15 protein-coding genes are annotated in these 19,185 nt (G+C 62.9%); 8 read left to right on the forward strand and 7 right to left on the reverse strand.

Going from position 1 to position 19,185, the window contains the following annotated elements; genetic code table 11:
- Nucleotides 1–22: 22 nt before the first annotated feature.
- From paoC to QBJ89_RS11125, 4 genes are all read left to right on the forward strand, one after another.
- Nucleotides 23–2,233, forward strand: coding sequence for an aldehyde oxidoreductase molybdenum-binding subunit PaoC (gene paoC / locus QBJ89_RS11110; protein ID WP_277980562.1), 2,211 nt, complete (start codon nt 23–25; stop codon nt 2,231–2,233).
- Entirely contained in the window at nt 2,233–3,201 is a 969-nt protein-coding gene (locus tag QBJ89_RS11115) for an SMP-30/gluconolactonase/LRE family protein (RefSeq protein WP_277980563.1), read from the forward strand. The genes paoC and QBJ89_RS11115 overlap by 1 nt, the downstream gene beginning before the upstream one ends.
- An 11-nt stretch (nt 3,202–3,212) precedes the next feature.
- Nucleotides 3,213–4,247 carry a zinc-dependent alcohol dehydrogenase family protein gene (locus QBJ89_RS11120; RefSeq protein WP_277980564.1) on the forward strand — a complete coding sequence of 345 codons (1,035 nt, stop codon included), beginning with the start codon at nt 3,213–3,215 and terminating at the stop codon, nt 4,245–4,247.
- A 93-nt stretch (nt 4,248–4,340) separates the two neighbouring features.
- Entirely contained in the window at nt 4,341–5,249 is a 909-nt protein-coding gene (locus QBJ89_RS11125; RefSeq protein ID WP_277980565.1) for a LysR family transcriptional regulator, read from the forward strand.
- Here the strand turns inward: QBJ89_RS11125 and QBJ89_RS20115 are convergent.
- The 6 genes from QBJ89_RS20115 to QBJ89_RS11150 form a co-directional block, all read right to left on the reverse strand.
- Entirely contained in the window at nt 5,218–5,400 is a 183-nt protein-coding gene (locus tag QBJ89_RS20115; protein WP_347342829.1) for an SDR family NAD(P)-dependent oxidoreductase, read from the reverse strand. The two genes, QBJ89_RS11125 and QBJ89_RS20115, sit on opposite strands and share 32 nt — an antisense overlap.
- Nucleotides 5,397–5,852 (reverse strand): ester cyclase, encoded by a 456-nt coding sequence (locus QBJ89_RS11130; protein ID WP_277980566.1) that lies wholly within the window; start codon nt 5,850–5,852, stop codon nt 5,397–5,399. The genes QBJ89_RS20115 and QBJ89_RS11130 overlap by 4 nt, the downstream gene beginning before the upstream one ends.
- Nucleotides 5,853–5,944: 92 nt before the next feature.
- Complete coding sequence (locus QBJ89_RS11135; RefSeq protein WP_277980567.1) at nt 5,945–6,106, reverse strand: hypothetical protein; 162 nt, start codon at nt 6,104–6,106, stop codon at nt 5,945–5,947.
- A gap of 835 nt (nt 6,107–6,941) precedes the next feature.
- On the reverse strand, nt 6,942–9,065 hold the full coding sequence (locus QBJ89_RS11140; protein WP_277980568.1) for an SEC-C domain-containing protein: 2,124 nt from the start codon (nt 9,063–9,065) through the stop codon (nt 6,942–6,944).
- Between the two features lie 85 nt (nt 9,066–9,150).
- On the reverse strand, nt 9,151–9,534 hold the full coding sequence (locus QBJ89_RS11145; RefSeq protein ID WP_277980569.1) for a hypothetical protein: 384 nt from the start codon (nt 9,532–9,534) through the stop codon (nt 9,151–9,153).
- 190 nt (nt 9,535–9,724) lie between these two features.
- Nucleotides 9,725–13,687 (reverse strand): NACHT domain-containing protein, encoded by a 3,963-nt coding sequence (locus QBJ89_RS11150; RefSeq protein WP_277980570.1) that lies wholly within the window; start codon nt 13,685–13,687, stop codon nt 9,725–9,727.
- Nucleotides 13,688–14,560: 873 nt separating this feature from the next.
- Between QBJ89_RS11150 and QBJ89_RS11155 the strand changes: the two genes are divergently transcribed.
- The 4 genes from QBJ89_RS11155 (at nt 14,561) to QBJ89_RS11170 (ending at nt 18,268) form a co-directional block, all read left to right on the forward strand.
- Nucleotides 14,561–15,607, forward strand: coding sequence for a hypothetical protein (locus QBJ89_RS11155; RefSeq protein WP_277980571.1), 1,047 nt, complete (start codon nt 14,561–14,563; stop codon nt 15,605–15,607).
- Complete coding sequence (locus QBJ89_RS11160) at nt 15,604–16,044, forward strand: hypothetical protein (RefSeq protein ID WP_277980572.1); 441 nt, start codon at nt 15,604–15,606, stop codon at nt 16,042–16,044. The genes QBJ89_RS11155 and QBJ89_RS11160 overlap by 4 nt, the downstream gene beginning before the upstream one ends.
- A 253-nt stretch (nt 16,045–16,297) precedes the next feature.
- A complete protein-coding gene (locus tag QBJ89_RS11165; RefSeq protein ID WP_277980573.1) occupies nt 16,298–16,771 on the forward strand; it encodes a hypothetical protein in 474 nt (157 codons plus the stop codon).
- Nucleotides 16,772–17,005: 234 nt separating this feature from the next.
- Nucleotides 17,006–18,268, forward strand: coding sequence for a DUF3800 domain-containing protein (locus QBJ89_RS11170; RefSeq protein WP_277980574.1), 1,263 nt, complete (start codon nt 17,006–17,008; stop codon nt 18,266–18,268).
- A gap of 620 nt (nt 18,269–18,888) precedes the next feature.
- On the opposite strand, the gene QBJ89_RS11175 is transcribed toward QBJ89_RS11170, so the two are convergent.
- Nucleotides 18,889–19,185 (reverse strand): hypothetical protein (locus QBJ89_RS11175; protein WP_277980575.1); only part of this gene is annotated, 297 nt, incomplete at its 5' end.

Consider the following 19,185-nt stretch of genomic DNA (forward strand, 5'->3'; position numbering starts at 1 on the left):
CGGCTGCGCGGAGGGAGAAGCCATGAAATTCGAGACGCCTGCGGGCGAGACACCAATCGACCGGCTCGCAGTCGTCGGTCGCGCCCATCCCCGCGTCGAGGGGAAGCTCAAGACGACCGGTTTCGCGCGTTATGCTGCCGAGCATCACGACGTCGCGCCGGGTGCCGCCTACGGCTACATTCTTGGCGCTGCGATCGGCAAGGGTCGAATCGAGCGCATCGATACCGCCGCAGCTCGCGCCGCGCCGGGGGTACGCGCGATCGTCACGCATGAGAATGCCGGCCCGATCGGCAAGGGCGAGTTCTACGTCCAGCGCGTCCTCGCCGGTCCGATGGTCGATCATTATCATCAGGCGGTCGCCGTCGTCGTCGCCGATACCTTCGAACAGGCGCGCGCTGCCGCATCCCTGATCAACATCAGCTACGCTCGTGGGAATGGACGCTTCGATCTGGCCGCCGAAAAGCCGTCGACGCCAATCGCGCCGAAAGAGGCGTTCGGTGGCCCGACCGAGGTCTCGGTCGGGGCGTTCGCGACCGCATTCGCCCGCGCACCAGTCCAGGTGGATGGGACCTACACCGTTCCCGATCACGCACACGCGATGATGGAGCCGCATGCGACCATCGCGCGATGGGACGGCGACCAGCTGACCTGCTGGACGTCGATCCAGGCGATGAACTGGGGCTGCCGCGACCTCGGGCTTATCATCGGTACGCCCAAAGAGAATATCCGCCTGCATTCCGCGTTCATCGGCGGTGGTTTTGGCGGCAAGGGCACGACGCAGAGCGATCTGGCGCTTGCGGCCCTCGCCGCGCGGGTATCGGGCCGTCCGGTCAAGCTCGTGCTGCAGCGGGCCTTGATGTTCAACAACACCATCCACCGGCCCAAGACCATCCAGCGGGTGCGGCTCGGGGCCGCAAAAGACGGCCGGTTGCTTGCCGTGGGTCATGACAGCTGGTCGGGCAATCTGCCCGGCGGTCGAACCGAGCCATCGACCCTGCCGACCCGGCTGATGTACGCCGGTGAGAACCGGTTGCTGCGTCGCTATCTGGCGCAGCTTGATCTGGCGGAAGGCAACGCCATGCGCGCGCCGGGTGAGGCCCCGGGCATGATGGCGCTGGAAGTTGCCATGGACGAACTCGCCGAGAAGCTCGGCATGGACCCTGTGGCGCTCCGGATCGCCAACGACACGCAGGTGGATCCCGAGAAGCCCGAACGTCGCTTCTCCACGCGCCCGTTCGTGCAATGTCTGAGAGAGGGCGCAGACCGGTTCGGCTGGGATGCGCGCGCTGCAAAGCCTGCCAGTCGTCGTGAGGGAAAGTGGCTGATCGGCATGGGCATGGCGAGTGCGATCCGCGGTGCGCCGATCTCCAAGGCCAGTGCCCGCGTGCGCCTGGACAAGAACGGGCACGTCACTATCGAGACCGACATGACCGATATCGGCACCGGCAGCTACACGATCGTGGCCCAGACCGCGGCCGAGATGATGGGCGTGCCCCTGGAGCGCGTGACCGCAAAACTCGGCGATTCTTCTTTCCCCGAAACGCCAGGCTCAGGTGGCCAGGCTGGCGCGGCATCGGCAACCGCGGGTGTCTATGCGGCATGCGCGAAGCTACGTGATCTGATCACGCAGCGGATGGGCTTCAACACGACCGACGTGATTTTTGCGAACGGCATGGTGTCATCCGACGGACGGTCGGTGGCACTGGCTGATGTGACGAAGGACGGTGAACTCGTCGCGGAAGACTCCATGGAATATGGCGACCTGAAGGACCGTTTCGCGCAACAGACGGTCGGCGCGCACTTCGCCGAGGTTGCGGTGGACGCCTATACTGGCGCGGTTCGAGTCCGTCGGATGCTGGCTGTGTGCGCAGCCGGACGCGTCCTCAATCCAACTACCGCCCGCAGCCAGGTCATCGGCGGCATGACGATGGGCATCGGCGCCGCGCTGATGGAGGAAATGGCGGTCGACACCCGCTTTGGCTTCTTCGTCAATCACGACCTTGCCGGCTACGAAGTGCCTGTCCACGCCGACGTACCGCATCTCCAGGCCCATTTCATCGACGAGGTCGATCCGACGATGTCGCCGTTGAAAGCCAAGGGCGTCGGCGAGCTGGGTTTGACCGGCGTTGCGCCGGCGATTGCGAATGCGGTCTATAACGCGACCGGTGTGCGGGTGCGCTCCTACCCGCTGACGCTCGACAAGCACCTCGCCAACCTGCCGGCGATCGCCTGATGCTCGCGCTTCGCATCGTGTCACTCCTGTCGCTCACGCTCGCCTCCGCGAGCGTGGCCAGACAGGCTCCGCAAAAGCTTTCGTCCAGCGCTGTGCCGATCCCACCAGGCGAGCGCGACTTGCCCATGATCATGGCCGATCAACCGATCGTGGTTTCCGGAGCGACCAAGGATCTGGAAGGTCCGGTTTTCCTTCCGGACGGTACGCTGCTCTTCTCCGACACCCAGGGTGGCCGTGTGATGCGGCTCGATCGCTCGAGGCGGATCGCGTCCGTCGTCAAACTTCCCGGCTTGATGCCGGGTGGCATGGCGCTGGGACCTGACCGCCGCCTCTACATCGCGGCAGCAAACACGTCGGGCGGTGGCGCCGTCGTGTCGATGGCGCTCGATGGATCCGATCAGCAGGTCATCGTGCCCGAAGCGGAGGGATTTGCGCCCAATGACCTCGTATTCGATCACGGCGGCGGCTTCTATTTCACCGATGCGCGTGGCGGCATCGGGGCGCCGGAGGGAGGCGTCTGGTACGTCAAGGGCAACGCCAAGCCGGTGCCGGTCCTACAGCACGTCTCGGTGGCCAACGGCATAGCCCTGAGCCCGGACGACAAGACGTTATGGGTCGGCGGGTTCGCCCTTGGGCAGCTGCACCGCCTGAACCTGACAGATGCCACGACGATCGCGCCGTTTGGCGCGACTACTGCCTACCATTTCAACGGGTCTGCACCGGACTCGATGCGCTCTGATGCGACTGGGCGGGTGTATGTGTCGCTATATGGTCAGGGCCGCATCCTTGTCTTTACGCCGACAGGCCTGCCGCTAGCTCAGATCGTCCTACCCGGACGTGACGCTGGCCGAAACCTGAACCTCACGAGCTTGGCCCTGCGGTCTGGCTCTTCCGATCTTGCGATCGTCGCCAGCGATGGCCGCCCCGGTGGCAATGCGACGATCTTCCACGCACAAATGCCGAACTGAAGGACCCTATTATGCGCGCAACCATCCTTTACCCCAATCAGGATGTCCGCATCGAAAACGTGCCTGATGCGACCATCAGGCAGCCCACCGACGCGGTGATCCGTGTGACGAGTGCCTGCATCTGCGGGAGCGATCTATGGCCCTACAATGGCGGCCCGAATGACGGACGTCAGCCGATGGGTCACGAGGCGATCGGCGTCGTCGAGGCAATCGGCAGCGAGGTTCGTACGGTCAAGCCTGGCCAGCTCGTCGTCATGCCGTTTGCTTTCTCTGACGGTAGCTGCCTCTTCTGCGAAGAGGGTCTGCAAACAGCCTGCCTGCATGGCGGCTTCTTCGGCCAGAGCGACGATCCGGGCGGCGCGCAGGCTGAGGCGCTGCGCATCCCCCATGCAGATGGCACGCTCTATCCCCTTCCCGTTGGGGAAGACGATGCGCTTATGGCATCGCTCCTATCCCTCTCCGACGTCATGGGCACTGGCCATCACGCTGCGGTCGCAGCGAAAGTGCGTCGGGGCGGCAGCGTCGCCATCGTGGGTGACGGTGCCGTCGGCCTGTGCGGCGTGATCGCCGCCAAGCGGCTCGGCGCCGAGCAGATCATCATCATGGGTCGACACTCGGCGCGGCTCGACCTGGCCCGGAATTTCGGCGCGACCGATGTCGTATCCGAGCGCGGCGAAGAGGCCGTCGAGCGTGTGCGTCAGCTGACCCAAGGCCTCGGCGTCCAGTCCGTGCTGGAATGCGTCGGCACCGGTCAGTCGGCCGAAACCTCGATGGGGATCGTCCGCAAAGGCGGTGCGGTCGGCCGCGTCGGTGTGCCGCATTACGAGGTAATCCCAGGAGCGCAGCCGATGTTCTACGGCAATGTAACGGTGGCTGGCGGGCCCGCCCCCGTCCGCGCGTATATCGACGAGCTGCTGCCCGACGTCATGGAAGGCCGGATCCAACCTGGCCTGGTCTTCGACCGCACTGTTGATTTGGACGGCGTGAGCGATGGTTACCGGGCAATGAATAATCGCGGGGCCTTGAAGGTCATGATACGTCCCTAAAGCACTGTTCCGCGCGGTAGTCGTGGGTCTGCGCTTCAGAAATAATGTAGACTAGCATCTTGCGAACAATAACACTGGCGAGCAGGATTGATTATGCCGACCAATCGATCTGATTTTGCCGATCTGACCTACTTTCTAGCAATCGCCCGGCATCGCAACTTTCGCCTTGCCGGGCTTGAGCTCGGAGTCAGCGCATCGGGACTGAGCCACGCGCTCAAAGGTCTCGAGACCCGATTGGGCGTGCGACTGCTGAACCGCACCAATCGGAGTGTCACACTTACAGCGGCGGGAGAGGGATTGCGGGATTCCATAAGCGATCCCTTCAGCCATATCGCGGAAGCCCTTGAAGGACTGAACCGCTATCGCACGGCACCCACCGGCCGCATCAGGCTGAACGTCGTCGCGGAAGCCGCATCTTTGCTGTTAGCTCCGGTCGTGCCCGTCTTCATCGAACGATACCCGGATATTGAACTGCACATCGCCGCCCGCGATCAGATGATGGACATAACTGAGGGCGGTTTCGATGCAGGCATCCGTTATGGAGGCACCGTTCCCGAAGATATGATCACGCAGCGGCTCTCCGGCGATCTGCGCTGGATCGTTGCGGGCGCTCCATCCTACCTCGAGCGTTTGGGCACGCCTGAACGTCCCGAAGACCTCCAGCACCATCAATGCCTCGGCGTGAGGTTGGGCGACGATCGTATCTATCGGTGGGAGTTCGAAGGTCCTGAAGGCGAGTTCGCGGTCACCGTGCCGGACCGGATCGTTCTCGATGACGGCCGAGCCATGTTGTCGATGGCACGGTCAGGAGCAGGTTTAACTTACGGCCTAGAACCATCGTTCAAGCCTTTTGTCGAACGTAATGAGCTACGTTATGTGCTGGAGGACTGGGCGACCATCGGTCCAGGCTATCATATATATTACTCAAGCCGGCGTCAGATGCCGACCGGTCTCAAACTGCTGATTGATCTCATCCGCGAGCTACGTCCACTCGGCCTTTAGCGCTCTCGGCCAAGAGAGCCTGAGCCTCCTCCTCCGACGACGGATAACTTGCCACGACATCATGGCCACTCGCGGCGAGCCGCAGCACGGTCTCGCGGCCGATGCCGCCCGACCCGCCCGTCACGATCGCGATCTTGCCTGCGCCGCTCATTGCGCGTCTCCCGCAGGGGTGACGGGCCAGACGCCAATTTGGTTCAGGAAGCCGAACCAGTCCTCCATATGCCAGGTATAGGCAATGCGCGCGTCCACGAACGCATGGAACTCGTGCAGGCGGATCGCATATGGCTTGCCGGTCGCGGCGACGCCTAAAAAGTCCTGCGAATGCGTGCCGCGCATCTCGGCCCGGACTGCGGCCTTCTCGTCGCCGAACACGACCTCCTTGATCTCGATCGTCAGGTCGGGGAGCGCCTGGCGTACAGCTGCGATGAACCGCTTCATCGCTTCGCGGCCGGGCTCCTGGCCCTCGTTACGAGGATCTTCGTCCCAGTCGGCGGTGAGCGCATGGTTGAGCCGCGTCGTTTCGCCGGTCGAGAAAGCCCGGTAGCTGGTGTAGTGCTTCGAGGCGGGCTGCTTGCAACGCGTCCTTCGTATCAATCTTGGCATTCACGGAAGAATGATCCTTTGTGAAATGATGTGATGGTGCGAGCAGGCGTGGCGGACTCGCATGCTGGGCCCTGTGTTTCCGGCCGCCCGGGTCAGCCCTGCGGCGTGAAGATGATCTTGCCCTTGGCGTTGCCGCCCGCCTGACGGGCGAAGGCGTCCCCACCTTCTTCCAGGCCGACCATCCGATCGACACGCACCTTGATGCCGTGGTCGGCGCGCTCAGCGACGTGGCCGAGCTTGGCGGCGTCGGACACGTGGAACAGGTGTTGTCAAAGCAACCGCACCTGGCCCAACAGCGGCGAGTTTCCACCCAGTTCGCTTGCTCGATAGCAGACGAACGAAGGCGATCTCGAAACCAACTCGAGAGAGTTCGCGGCACTGACAGCCTTAGGATAGTAGCTGAAGCACCCAGCGATGCGCAAGCCTTCGGGCGCTCGGAGAGCAAGTGCGCTTGGTTTGACAGAGCCCCCGCGTTTCCTTGCTTCCCGCCATAGTAAGTGGCGTCAACATGAAGGTCGGCCCCAGGCAAATGGTTGAACGCGAAGCTGGTCAAAGCCCCCTCCGTCCACCAACTAAGGCACGAGGTGAAGGTGCATGATGCATGCGGATAGGTATCCATGGGGAGCCAAAGAGTCGAACCTTTTGTCATCCTGGTGCCGCTTAGAGTAGAGCCACCTCCTCATCGGCACACCAGCGTCGCTGAACGCCGACCGGCTTCATTAAAGCCGAGATCTGTGTCACCGATGATCGTCACGCCCCAGGCGCCTACGCTGATGCTTTCCGTAGCGTCGTCGCCCAAGCATGGATGTCGTCGCCCGCAAGCGGACAGGCCGCTATTCACCCACTTTCGCTCGCCGCTCTCGAGTAAACCGCAACACGACATCTAGCGGTCGTTCCGCGCTCCTCTACTTCGGACATCCATTCATTTTCGCCCGGCGCCTCGACCAGCGATGGCGAAAATGGCGGGAAGCGGGACGAAGCCGTCGTTTCCGCTTGACTACTCAGATTGCGGCCTTCGGCGAAAGCAGACGCTCCACTTCTTACAGATGCCGTGCTCGAATGACTCAATCCTGAGCCGGCTGGCGGCTTTCACCCGAGTTGATCAAGATTCAGGTGGCATTTCTTATATTTTATGCCGCTGCCGCAATGACAGGGGTCGTTCCGCCCGGCTAACGCGGGCCGCGGTGCGGCGAGCGTCGCGACCGGGCGCTTGATAAGCCTATCCGCGGCGCGCTCGGCTCTGCTGTCGTGCTTCCAGGGAAACACGACCTTGTGCCCGAAGCGCAGCGTTCCTCCGGGTGCGATGACGATGCCATACCAGCTGTCCGCACGACCGCGGTATTTCCGCGCGCGCATGTGGTCGTCGATCCTGGCCAGACTGTTGGCGTCGGTGTCAGCGTTGCAGTGGATGGCGATGCCAGTTCCGCCAAAGCCGAGCACGAAGTCCGACGACCCCCGCCACCCGGCCTTTGCGATCACCGCGTTCAGGTTGTCGCGCAAGGCCGCCATGCCCTCTTCGGCGAGCTGATAGGCGAGCATGACCGTGTCGGTCAGCGTGCCGGTCGGTTTCGACTCTATCGCCCGGATGAGCCTGTCCAGCCGCGATCCGGCGATGACGGTGAGCACGCCACTAGGCGTTCGCACGCCGGGCTGGCCCATCCTCCGCACGCCCATCGCGATCTCTATCTCGGCCGCGAAGTCGTCCTCGAACACGACCATGTCGTGCTCCTTTTCCAGCCACAGATTGTATTTAAGGTGGTAGGACAGCAGCGTGATCTCGTGATGGATGAGGACCTTTGGCCCGTGGATCGCGCGCAGCTCGAGATAGCTCAGAAAGCGGATCGGCCGCTCGAGCATCTCAACCATCACGTCCAACGTGAAGACGTCGATGACGAGCGGGGCTAGGACCTTGGGCACCTCCCGCCGCACTAGGAACTGTGCCGTCTGGAAGGCGAGCGCCGGGTAATGGTCCGACACCAGGCAGACCGGGAATACCTGCGAGATCTCGGGTGGGATCTCGACCGTCGTGCCGTCGGCGGTGCTGAAGCGCAGCGAGCGGTCGGCCAGCGCGGCGGAGCAGTCCATGGCTTGGTCGTAGGCGTCCTGGACCGCGCCCTTAAAGTCGCCGCGCAACTGGAGGTCGTTGCCCTTGCGCGCGGCGAGGGTGAGGCGCTTTGACTTAGCCTGCAGCACGATCGCCCGATCGGCAAACAGCACGAGCACGTCGATCTCGCCGACGCGGTCGCCCTTCGCGCGGTCGATGTTCACTCCGCGGTGCACACGAGCCGGACCGAACACGCGCGACAGGCGATCGATCGCGAGAGCCTCAGTAAAATCGCCGCGATGGTCGGATAGCGTCGGCCTGTAGGGCTTGTCGTCCCACATCCAGTAGAAGGGCGACTCGTAGACGGCCTCCGCCAGCGCGTTGAAGTGGAAGAGCAGGTGTCGCCCTTCACCCGTCTCCAGCACCGGTGACCCGTTGACGGCGTTGAAGTCGCTGATCGTGGCGAAGGTCGGATTGCCGCGGCCCACCGGCAGCGTGAATGCGTCGATGCAGGCGCTCGCGGTATCCTCGCCGAGGCCCACAACAGTTGCGATCTCGGCGGCGGTCAGCGTGAACGCCTCGAGCAGGCGCGAATCGCCTGGCGTGTTTGCGCCCGCCGCCATCGCGGCAGAAACCTTGCGGTTCTGGATGTCGGCGGCGGCCTTGGCGAAGGCGACCATGTCGGCGATCCCGGCCTTCCGATGCTCCTTCAGCCAAGGGTCGTCGGCCGCATACTTCTCGACCGCGAAGTCGCAGTTCTGGAACGAGAAGGCGCCTTCGCCGCCATAGAAGATCGGCTCGCGCATCGCGCCACCGCTTCCCCAGGGGTTGGGCGGGGTCTCGCCGGCCTCGAATGCCTTGAACATGCCGTCGAGCGTCGGCGCGCCCATGCTCCCGTGCAGTTCCTCCATCAGGGCGTCGGTCCGCCTGACGAGCGAGTCTACGTCGGCGGGTGGCGGACCGGCCAGATCGCCACCGGCGCGCATCATTAGTCCGATGAGCGTAGACATCTCGGTCCGGATCAGCCGCGACCTCGAATAAAGGTGCCGCATGTCCTCGGCCTTCATGCCGTCGCGGCGATACCAAACGAAGTTGTCGCGCACGCACAGGAACGCGATCACGTGCGCGTAGCCGGGGGTGGCGGTCAGTTCCGCGATCTCGTCGAACACCCTCTGCTCGGGCCTTCGACTTAGGGTCGGGTGCCGCGCTTCATCCCCCGCCGAACCGTTAACTTGGGTCGCGGGTGGCACCGATTTAGTCATGGCGTTCCTCCCAGCGGGTGACGCCGTTCACGACCATTTTGCGGGCGGATACCGGTCCGTCGCCGGTGAGATGTCCGCCATCCTCGCGCTGCTTGCCGTCATCGACATGGAACGTGACCGGGATCGAAATGCTCAAGATGATCACCTGTGGAGTCCCCCGCTTGATGCAGTCACCGCTGCCGCTAGGACGGTCGGAATATATGTTGGTGACCACGAAGTGACCTTCGTAAGGGCGATCCAAGCCTTCGATGTGCCTTAAGGTGATGCGGCCGATCAAGTCAGGAGGGGCCGCGGCGTTCCCGACAATCGCCTCGTCGGCGATCAATCCGATCTGGAGGTTGCCTTTGTTCTTTGTCGTGGAAATCCAATTGCTCATGAAGCCACTATATCAGTGACCGCAGTTCACGCACCATATTGGCGTGCATCGTCGGCGGAAAATCTGCAATGCAAGCGACGCTGGCGGACTGAGCGCTAAAGCGGACATTCGTCCGAGTAAGCGAGCTCTGGCGTGCTCGGATAGTCCGTCGTCCGCACCACTTCGCGCGTCGGGTTGGCCGGGGTATAGCTCACGGAGTCGCCGCCTTTGGTCGCGTCAAATCCAGCACGAAGACGCGCACAAGCCCGGTTTTTGCCGCTTGGCTGGTGGCGGAGAGCGCAGTGCGGAGTTCGTCTGCGGTCGTTGGCTTCTTGATGCCGGCCGGCGCCTTGGCGAGCGTAGTCGTCGGACCGAACCAGAGCGCGAGGTAGATTCCGCGTCGTTCGGCGCGCCAGTCGTTCGAATAAAGCAGGTCGAGTTGTCCGTCCGGGGACGTCCATAGGTCCTTGTGCCACTGCCCTTTCACCTCGATCGGCACCATCAGCGTTGGGGACGCGCTGCACTCGATGTCGACGCGCTTGTCGCCGGAAAGGTGCGCCTCGGGTCGCATTTCGACTCCAACCACCTTGCCGTCGAGCATCTTCATCAGCTCGTCGCGACAGCTCTCTTCGTCCTTGTGCGCCCCCCCGGGCAAGAAGAAGCCTTTGTGCCAGTCGAGTGGGTCGCCCTTGAGCCGTGCCTGCGCGACCGCCAGCTCCTCAAGCAGGACGGCCTGCAGGTCGGCCGCCGTCTGCGGAACCCCGCCGGTCAGCGCCGCGGCGACTTCAGCCAGAGACGGCGGCCGATGCCGCCCCTCTACGATCTTGCGGCGCTGCTCGGCGGCGACGATGCGAACGTATTTCGTGTAGCCGTCGTCGACATCCTTCAAGTCGGTCAGGACCGCGACGGCTTCGTCGCCCACATCGTCGCCGATCCTTGCAATTGCCCAGTTGATGAAATCCGTTGCGTCCCAGGGATTTGACTCGCCTTCCGACGATCTCGGCGATCCCACTGCCGGCCATGAGCCGCGGAAGGTGCGGACGATCCAGCTAAGCTGCTTCGGCGAGAGCGGCGCTCGCGAAACGCCGCCGGTGCTGCGGCGAGAGCCGGTCTGCGTTCGAATGTGCCAGAGAAGCGCCTTCGGTACCGTGCCCGCGGCGGAGCAGGCAATAGCGCCATCGAAATTGACAATCAGTTCGACGGCAAGCCACGTCAGGTACCTGTCTTTGTCGGGCGGGATGGATGCGAGCCGCGTCGCGGCGATGGCGGAGAGCTCATCCCTTCGCGGCGAGCCGAGCACCCGCGCCAGCATCTCGTGCTCCGGCTCGTTGGGCATTGCCGCGAACCGCGCCAGCCAGCCGAGCGCGAGGTCGGTAGCGAGTGTCGCGTCCTGCTCCCCTCGCATCAGTTCGTAGAGGAACGGGATGTGGGCGCGCTTGGCCCGCAGCTGCGGCTCGACCAGCAGGACGAGCGCGCTGCGAAGCTTCCTGCGCCGTCTGAGTTCGTCGCTTAGAGCGCCCGCCAACCCCTTCGCCCCGGCGTGCTCGTCGACCTTTTGCCTCAGCTCGAACCAGCCCGCCATGACGCGCTCAGCCGGCAGGTCGGCAAAGCCGCGCTCCTTGCGATGTCGCTCGGCCAGTGCCGCGACGATGATACTGCCAGCCGTCCACTCGCGGCTTTCCGCGAGGCTCCGGGCGATCTGGATCGCGTTCGGTTCAGGCTGACGCTTGGTCAGGAACGCCTCGAAGCCGTCGTGCGCGGCAGTGGCCAGCTGACCGCCCAGCCAGTTCTCCACCCGGTCTTGCGGAGCCAGGCCCTCCTCTAGGTCGCGTAATAAATTGAGGTAGCATTTTGCCGGGTTCAGGATGGCGGCGAACTCGCCGGCGCGCATCCGGGCTTCTTGCCCCGAGTAGTGCGCGCGCTGGTCCGCCCGCTCCATGGCTTTGCGGGCCTCGCGCTTCCTGCGGTCTTGGGCCTGCTTCCGCTCCCAGTCGGCAACGCGTGGCTTGGGGAGCCGGTCGAGCCAATCGAGAAGGTCGGGTCGGTGGGCGGCGAACGGCCTCGCCGCGGCGCGCAGGGCCGCCCCTTCAACTCCGTCGTGCCTAGTCATCGAGAGGACGTCGCGCCAGCGCTCGTCCGACCGGTCCGCGGGGTTCAGGTGGCCGAGCAGGTCGACTAGGTCGCCCTCGTCAGGGGTCAGCGCCGGCGAGCGGCGTCCGAGGCGGTAGCCGCGCTGCCACAGTTTCTTCTCCAATTTATCGTCCAGCAGCACCCGCCTTTGCACTCCCCTGCGCAGGACCGGGTAGCATCCGATCGCATCGGCCAGCGCCTCGCGCGCCTTCCGATCGTAGCCGTTTTCCTGCCGGACAGTTTGAAGCCAACCCCAGAGGCGCTCGGGGGTCGGCCGCTCGACCGCGACCGCCCGCGCGATGAGCGCGATGGTGAGGTCAGTCAGGTCGTCAGGTCCGGAAGCGTGCCGGTCGATGAGCGCGGTGAGGTATTCCGCCATAACGTCGAGCACGGCTCCAACCCGGTCGTCGGGAAGGCCGCGCTGCATTTGACGAAAGGTGCCAACCATGCGGTCGCGCGGCGACTTGTCGACACTGCTGACGGCAACGCCGGCGTGCGCCAGCACGGTCACGACGATCGACGTGTCGCTGAACTCGTCGAAACCGACCTCGTCAAGCAGTCGCATCGCGAGCCGCGTGGAGGACGGGTCGGCCTGCCGGCGGAGTTGCTCCACCATGTCCGGCCAATCGATCGGCCCGCCGCTCGCCGCCAGCGCGTCGGCGGCGGAGGCGCGCTCAGCGAAGCTCAGGCTCGGGTCCAGCGCCATCCTCTTCAGATCGTCCGCCAGCGCGGTCGAGACGTCGGCCCGTTCGAGCTGCTGGAGGAGCAGTAGCTTCAACGTTAAAGGCATAGCGCCATCCGCGATGGCGGTCCGCACCTCCGGCATCAGAGCCGGCTGCACCAGCGAGAGGGCGCGGAATAGGCCTTCGCCCAGCCTGGGATCCTCCCGAGCGTCGCGGCGCAGGGTCCGCAGCATTAACTGCGCGCGATCCTCGTCTAGCACGTCGGCGTCGCCATAGGTTACGACGCCCATGGCATCGGCGTCGATGACGTCGGCCGCGAGCGCGGTGTTGAGCGCGAGCCAGGCGTGCATACCGCGCAGACTTGCGGGGACTAGCCCGTCCGCCTGGAAGAGTGCGAGCAGCCGCGCCCTCTTGCGGCGGTCGGTTGCACGGGCCGCTAGCCAGCGCGCGCCGACGTATTCGCCGATGCGCCGATGCCAATAGGAGAAGCGGTCGGTGCCGATCGAGCGGAACAGGCGGGTGCCGAACGTCCGTGCGACCTGTCCGCCGTCGAACGCCTCAACGTCGCCCAGTGCCAGTTCCCCTTCGGCGACGTTCGCCACGGCCTTGCGCGAGATCGCCTCCCCGCCCGTTAGGACGAGTGCGGCGAACGCGGCGCCCGCCGCCTCAAGCGCCTCCTCTCGCGAGACAGCGTCGGCGGCCTTCTCGTCGCGATGCTCCTTCCAGACAATCTCTACCGTTCGTTCGAATAGTTCGGAGCTGGTTCGCGGCAGGTCACCCGCCGGAGCCACGCGCTCAATCATCTCCAGTGTCTGTGGGTTGCCAAGGAAGCCGCGCAGGCCGTGGCCTGCGAAATGTGCGACGACCTCGTCTGCTCGCTCGGCGCCAAGCCGCTCTGCCAGGAACGTCTGGGCGTCCTCCTCGCTGAATGGCTCGAGGTGCAGCTCCCGCGGCGGATCGGGATACTGCTCGGCGATCGCGGCGGTCGACGTCGCGCTCTGCCAGTCAGCGACGCGGCACGACAGGATGAAGCGAGGTTGGCCAAGGTGATCGAGTCGTTGGAGGACAAGGTCGACGGCATCGCCCTCCCGCCTGGCCGACACTTCGTCGAGAGCGTCGATCACCAGCGTCTCCGCGCCGCCGAGCAGTGTGCGCGGATCGGCGCGGTTGATGAGCTGGCGCGCGGTGCACCACGCGTGGCCGGGCGCCTCCGCAAGCCATTGCAGCAGGTGCGTTTTGCCCATTCCGGCCTCGCCCAAAATGACGGTTGGACCGGTGATCGCTGTGATGTCGTCCTGAGTAACAATCCGCACGTCGCGGCCTTCGCGGTAGTAGAGCGTGCGGGCGATGTTCGTCGTCATGAGTTTAGGCTAGCATCAGTGTCCGGCACGGTTCCAGCCCGGCAACCCCCGCGCGGAGCGGGCCTGCGGCGTTGGCTGCGATAATGAAGTGCGCTACCGTCGATTTGGCAGCGGTAGTCACAATCTTAATGACGCCTTCGACGCCTGCGGAGCGTGAATGACGCTTGCGGGCCCCTACTCTCTCGTGCCGAGAGACCCAGAAGCGGTCACTCCCGGCGCTCTGGCAGGCTCCCAACTTCGGACGCGCACTCATCTCCGCGGCCGACACGCGTGTCGCGCCGCAAAACCGCTCGCTTGGTCGGGTCTAGGGGGGATAGCTTACGCCCAACTCTCGCCAGAGCTGGCTACTGCCTAAACCATCGCCGAGCGACGCGGCGCGTAACAACGAATCCAATTGCGGCAACAGCCAGGCACGTAAGGGCAACTGCAAGCACCACCGCGGCCATTAGCAGGTCTGAGCAGGATTCAAGATCAGGGTGAAGGCGGTGGGACGGATTACAGCCCTAGAAAAGCGCGAAAAGGACCCACGCTCCCGCCGTGCAAAACACTAGCAGGCCAGCCATGAGTCCGCAGGTCATGCCAATGACATTGGACCATAGGATTGATGCCGCCTTCATCCCAGCAGTATGGCGCGATCAGCCGTATCCGCAACAGGGAGGCAATTCAATGTCGAACGCTCATGATCTTAGAAATGCGGCCCCGTCGCTTTTGATCGGCTTGACTCCCTCGCCTCTCGTGCCGAGGACCCACATTCGGCCGTTCAAGCATCTTGTTCGCTTCCTGATGTCGTTCGTTCGTTCATCTCTATTGAAGCGCATCTCAGGCTTAATAAGCTAACGGCCGCGTTAGGAACGGCGCCTTGGACCGCGGACGATGGCTCGTGCCATCCTCGTTGCTAACTGTGGGACGCAAAATCGCCGGAGATTTGATATTGTCGAAGACGTCGTAGAGTGTGACGACGCCCTTCGATCCAGCCACGGGAACGCCAAGCCGCTTGCAAGAGCGGTGCGTGGCAGTCATGAAGCACGTGTGACCGCAGACCAGATCAGCGCCGGAAGGCAAATCCTCGTCAATATCGGCAATCGGTTCGTCGTATTCGGCCCGCCTACCGGATTACCCGTCGCAGCTGCCTTTGACCCTGAAGAGCTCGAGGTTCTTCCGCGCGTACATGATGAGGCAGATGCGTCTGAGCGTAGAGTAGTAGAAACTATCAAAGTTGCAGGACTTCTCAAAGTTGATACCGACCCTGCTGAACGCGGTTGGGATATCGAGTTTCAAGATGAACTAGGCCGCTCCTTGTTTGTTGAAGTTAAAACCCGCGACGGCCCGGCTAGAAGCGCGGACTATCAGCAGGCTTTCGATCGTGCATCTAAGGCTGAGGCTGAGGGAAGAGAGTTCGAGACTTGGTTCTTCAACATTGACCGATTGTCGCTCACTGTAATCGGTTCTCCCGATCCGCTTCACGAGACGAACTGGGAACCAGTCGAGGTTTGGGAGAAAACAAAGGATAGCCTATTCGGCCGAGCCGACGTGGTTAGTTCAGTTGACAGCTGGCAAAACGCGATTGACAACCTTTTCGCGTTCTGCCGCACGACCCTTCAGTCAGACACCTCGCTCCAATTCGATACCAGCCGTCGATACACAATGTCTGAGGAGTTGATGCAGAAATTTGCGGTGCCTGATCGCGAACTACCGATCCTTGACGTTGTGCGCGGCGACGACGTGCTCGCAAGCTTCATTCCGAGGGCGCTATGGGTGCTCGGGTCTTTCGGGCGTGTCGACTTAGTGACCCGCTCAGGAACGACGCTTCTGGTACGTGTTTCTCGGGGGGATGAGTTTAGCTGGCAGGTGGTAAACAAGTCGGACCGGCGACAAGTTAGATCACTTGACGCTGAGGTTCTCCGCGGCCTTCTAGCATGAGCAAGCTTGAGCAAACCCGTCGGGCCTATGATAAGATCACAGAGCTTTTGGATCAAGAAATCCGGGGCCGTCGTGGAGCTACAAGGGAACTAGAGGAGTTCCGCCGGCTTTTGGATACAGCTTTCTACCTGTTAGGCTGGGGCCAGTTTGAATTCTTAGTTCGTCGTGCTTCGAGAGACGCCGTCGAAGAGCACGCTCGAACAAACACAGTGCACGGCCACGCATGGCGTCAAATTCAAGTAAACATCAAGGCACTCACAGTGCGCCAGCAACTTGATATAATCTTCCATGCTGATCCGCGGACTCGAGCGGAACTCAACAAAGACTATACTGTCCGGAATGAAGTGGCGCACGACAATCAACTCCCGCGCGAAGCCAAAGATTTATCGGCATGGTTCGATAGTTTGGAGGAGGCGGTTGACAAATTCCAGCGATAAATGGCATGAGGCGGCGCCACCCCTTTTTTTAAAGCCTCGAAAACCAAGAAAATTGGTCATCTGCAAGCCTTTGTGCAGCGCCCGAAACCGATGATACATCAAGCTTGGTGGAGCTTGGCAACGACGCCTCATCAAGCCTTAAGTTGGCCGATCTGGGTGAAGATGGCTAATGTGCTATCCGTCGAGTCGGCTGTGAAGGGGGGCTAGGTGAGGAGGAAAAGGAGAAACCGCGGCCGCTTAGGCTGGCCTCCAGATGCTCTTTTTACGCCGAAGCAATTTTTTGGTGCTGATTAACGGGATGACTCAGCTCAGAAAGACATACTGGCGGCGCCAGCTTGAACCCGAACGCTCGGCGTTGCGAAGTGGCGCAGCGGGCGTTTCTTTTCCATGCGCGGCAGAACGCTTCGCGACGAAGCGACTCAACTTACGTCCAACCATGATCTGGGAAGACGCGGTAGATGCGACGCGCGGTGAGCGCCGCTACGAAATCCGCCAACGTCGAAAGGGGGATAGCAAAGCCTTCGAGCGTTTAGACACGACTAAATTCGACTTATTGGTCGTCTGCGTGTGGACCATTGGGCAGGGACGAGGTGGCGTGTATCTTAAATTTCAGTGCAAAATCATAACGGCGCAAGCCATTGCAAATGCCGGAACGGCCAAACTGAACGCGTTGTTGTCAGCTGCGCCTACACGGTTTAGCGGTAAGGCAATGCAGTTGCGCAGATAGCGCCTTAATGGGCGCGATCAAACTTGTTGCTTCTCGACCGAGGCTTCAGTGTCGGCCATTCGGAGCCTCCTGCTTACTTCCCAGCTTCGGACGTCCGTTCAGCTTGGACGGAAAACTACCTCTGAGACGTTGGCGTAGGTCGGCAAACCCGCAGTTTGACGAGAACCAGTCTATGCGGTTTCGGGCATCTGTTGGCGAAAGCGGGCCTCGCTCAAGTAGCGAACCGGAGATTTGATGAACGCGGACGGCACCACGAGAGCGAGACCGAAGCTTCCGTTACTGGTGCTAATGCGGACGGCCGCGGAAGATCTTATCTGGAGAAGAGGGAAGGCGATGCACGCGTACGTGGACGAGACCGGCAACACGGGGGCCGCTATCTTCGATGCCGCGCAGCCGCTCTTCATTACCGCCGCGATGATGACCCGCAACGACTTCGATGCGCGGTTCTCCGCCGAGGTCGCCGCCGTCGCCGCGCGCCTCGGTGTCGAGGAGCTTCATGCTGCCGATCTTGGCGTCGGGCGCATCGAGGAGGTCGCGGCCGACCTTCTGGCGATCCTACGCCGAGCCGGCCCTGCGTTCGCGCTAAGCCGCGTAGAGAAGGGCTACCATCTTGCGGGCAAGGTGGTCGACACACTCTTCGACCCATCCGACAACAGGGCGGTGGCGTGGCAATTCTACAACCTCAGGCCTTTGCGCATGCTGCTGGTGTTCCAGGTAGCTGAGCTTCTCGACGAGCCGCTCGCCCGCCTGTTCTGGCCGGCACTTATGGAGAAGCGAAGGGATCGGGCGGAGGCGGCCCTCGTCGCCTTCTGCCGCGGCCTTGCCGAGCGGTTGGTTCGCATCGACGACTCCCGATTGCGGAAGGTCGTGGGCGACGCTCTGCAGTGGGCGGCCGACAATCCCGAGTCCTTCTTCCTTGTCTCCGACGATAGGAGGCAGCGGAACGGACACATGCCGAACATGGTTGGCTTCGGAAACCTCATTGGGGCGATAGAAAGCCAATCGAACAGGTGGAACCGTCGAGTGGACACGATCGTGCACGACAGGCAGAGCGAGTTCGAGCAGAGCCTCAAGTTTTGGCACCAGATGTTCGCGAACGCGAAGGCGGACGTGGCTACGCTGCCGCTAGGCGAGAAGTTGGTGCTCAGGAAGGTGTTCGGCAGCACCCTGCGGATGTCGGCTGGCGCCGATAGCGCTGGCATCCAGATGACGGACGTGGTACTATGGCTATTCGCACGGTCCCTGAAGGGCCCTGAGCTCCCGCCACGATGTGGGCGGCTGCTCACCTACGTCCAGTCGCGCGCCTACCAGAACGACTTCTCCTTCATCGGCGTCGGCACGGATCTCGTCCGCACGCTGGATGAGGCCTATGCGAGAGATCCATCCATCAGGGCCTACGAACGAGCGGTCGGGGTCGGCCGGGAGAGCGAGGCGCGCCGTTTGCAGGCGATGCGGGAATACGCCGAGGCGAAGGCCGCTCGCGAGATGGATGGATGAGCCGTCGAGGACGCAGATCGCGTCGCTCGCGAGCGGCAAGATTCACGCATCTCGAGATGCGGCAGTCGCTTGCATAGCCTTTGAGTTCCAGCCATTGAACTGATTGTCCTTTGCGGGCTACGGCGTTCTCGTTTGCGGCTCTGTTTTTGCGAGAAACGCGGATGTGGCTGCGTGCAGAAGTGTCCATAGTGCGGTATGTCGATGTGATGGCAATTATCGACTTCGAGAACGCCGACTCGGAACACGGCATGTGCACTGTACAAGCGCCTCGAGCGCGCGAAAGCGGTTTGGACCCGATCCGTGATCTCCATTCAGGCCAGCAGCCGTGATGAAGGCTGCATCAACAAGCCGGACACACGGAAGCATCTAAACCCGCGCGCCAAAATCTCTGCAACACCCCCTTGCATCCAGAGAGGCGTCCACACCCGGACAGGCAGATCACGGCCCCTTTTCAGCCGTTCGGCGCTAGCAATGCCAGGATGGCAGCTACTGGGCCGCTTGCGGAGCGACAGCTTTTCCTCAGTCGCGTGTGAAAGCGGACCTCCGCAAAGTGGCAGGACGCCTCTAGTGCGCTTTGTTCAAAATCTTCGCCATCGCAGATGTCCCCTTGCGAGTGGTGTCTATAGCGTTTGGCAGCGCGGCGGACGACGACCGACTTGCCCGACTGCCGGGCGAACAATCGCGACGGTCTTAGTCATGGCGCAGTCGACCAGCGTGTCCACCAGGGGATCGAAGCGCCAGCCGCCGCGGCACCAGCGTGGACTCGCGGTTCCGGCCGGCGCTCGCGGCACGTCGCAAAATCGCGAGGTCCGGCTTCGAGGCGGCGTGCGGCCGCTGCCGTTGCCGTCGCCGTCGCCGTTGCCGTTGCCGTTGCCGTTGCCGTTGCCGTTGCCGTTGCCGTTGCCGTTGCCGTTGCC

The sequence above is a fragment of the Sphingomonas phyllosphaerae genome (genome assembly GCF_029623345.1).
GTDB classification, from domain to species: domain Bacteria; phylum Pseudomonadota; class Alphaproteobacteria; order Sphingomonadales; family Sphingomonadaceae; genus Sphingomonas; species Sphingomonas phyllosphaerae_C.

Bases quoted from the DNA above. Each gene is read 5' to 3' on its own strand.
- QBJ89_RS11160 (WP_277980572.1), top strand. From the start codon at position 15,604: ATGAGCAAGCTTGAGCAAACCCGTCGGGCCTATGATAAGATCACAGAG.
- QBJ89_RS11125 (WP_277980565.1), top strand. From the start codon at position 4,341: ATGCCGACCAATCGATCTGATTTTGCCGATCTGACCTACTTTCTAGCA.
- QBJ89_RS11155 (WP_277980571.1), top strand. From the start codon at position 14,561: ATGGCTCGTGCCATCCTCGTTGCTAACTGTGGGACGCAAAATCGCCGG.
- QBJ89_RS11130 (WP_277980566.1), bottom strand. From the start codon at position 5,852: ATGCCAAGATTGATACGAAGGACGCGTTGCAAGCAGCCCGCCTCGAAG.
- QBJ89_RS11170 (WP_277980574.1), top strand. From the start codon at position 17,006: ATGAACGCGGACGGCACCACGAGAGCGAGACCGAAGCTTCCGTTACTG.
- QBJ89_RS20115 (WP_347342829.1), bottom strand. From the start codon at position 5,400: ATGAGCGGCGCAGGCAAGATCGCGATCGTGACGGGCGGGTCGGGCGGC.
- QBJ89_RS11120 (WP_277980564.1), top strand. From the start codon at position 3,213: ATGCGCGCAACCATCCTTTACCCCAATCAGGATGTCCGCATCGAAAAC.
- paoC (WP_277980562.1), top strand. From the start codon at position 23: ATGAAATTCGAGACGCCTGCGGGCGAGACACCAATCGACCGGCTCGCA.
- QBJ89_RS11150 (WP_277980570.1), bottom strand. From the start codon at position 13,687: ATGACGACGAACATCGCCCGCACGCTCTACTACCGCGAAGGCCGCGAC.
- QBJ89_RS11165 (WP_277980573.1), top strand. From the start codon at position 16,298: ATGCTCTTTTTACGCCGAAGCAATTTTTTGGTGCTGATTAACGGGATG.
- QBJ89_RS11145 (WP_277980569.1), bottom strand. From the start codon at position 9,534: ATGAGCAATTGGATTTCCACGACAAAGAACAAAGGCAACCTCCAGATC.
- QBJ89_RS11115 (WP_277980563.1), top strand. From the start codon at position 2,233: ATGCTCGCGCTTCGCATCGTGTCACTCCTGTCGCTCACGCTCGCCTCC.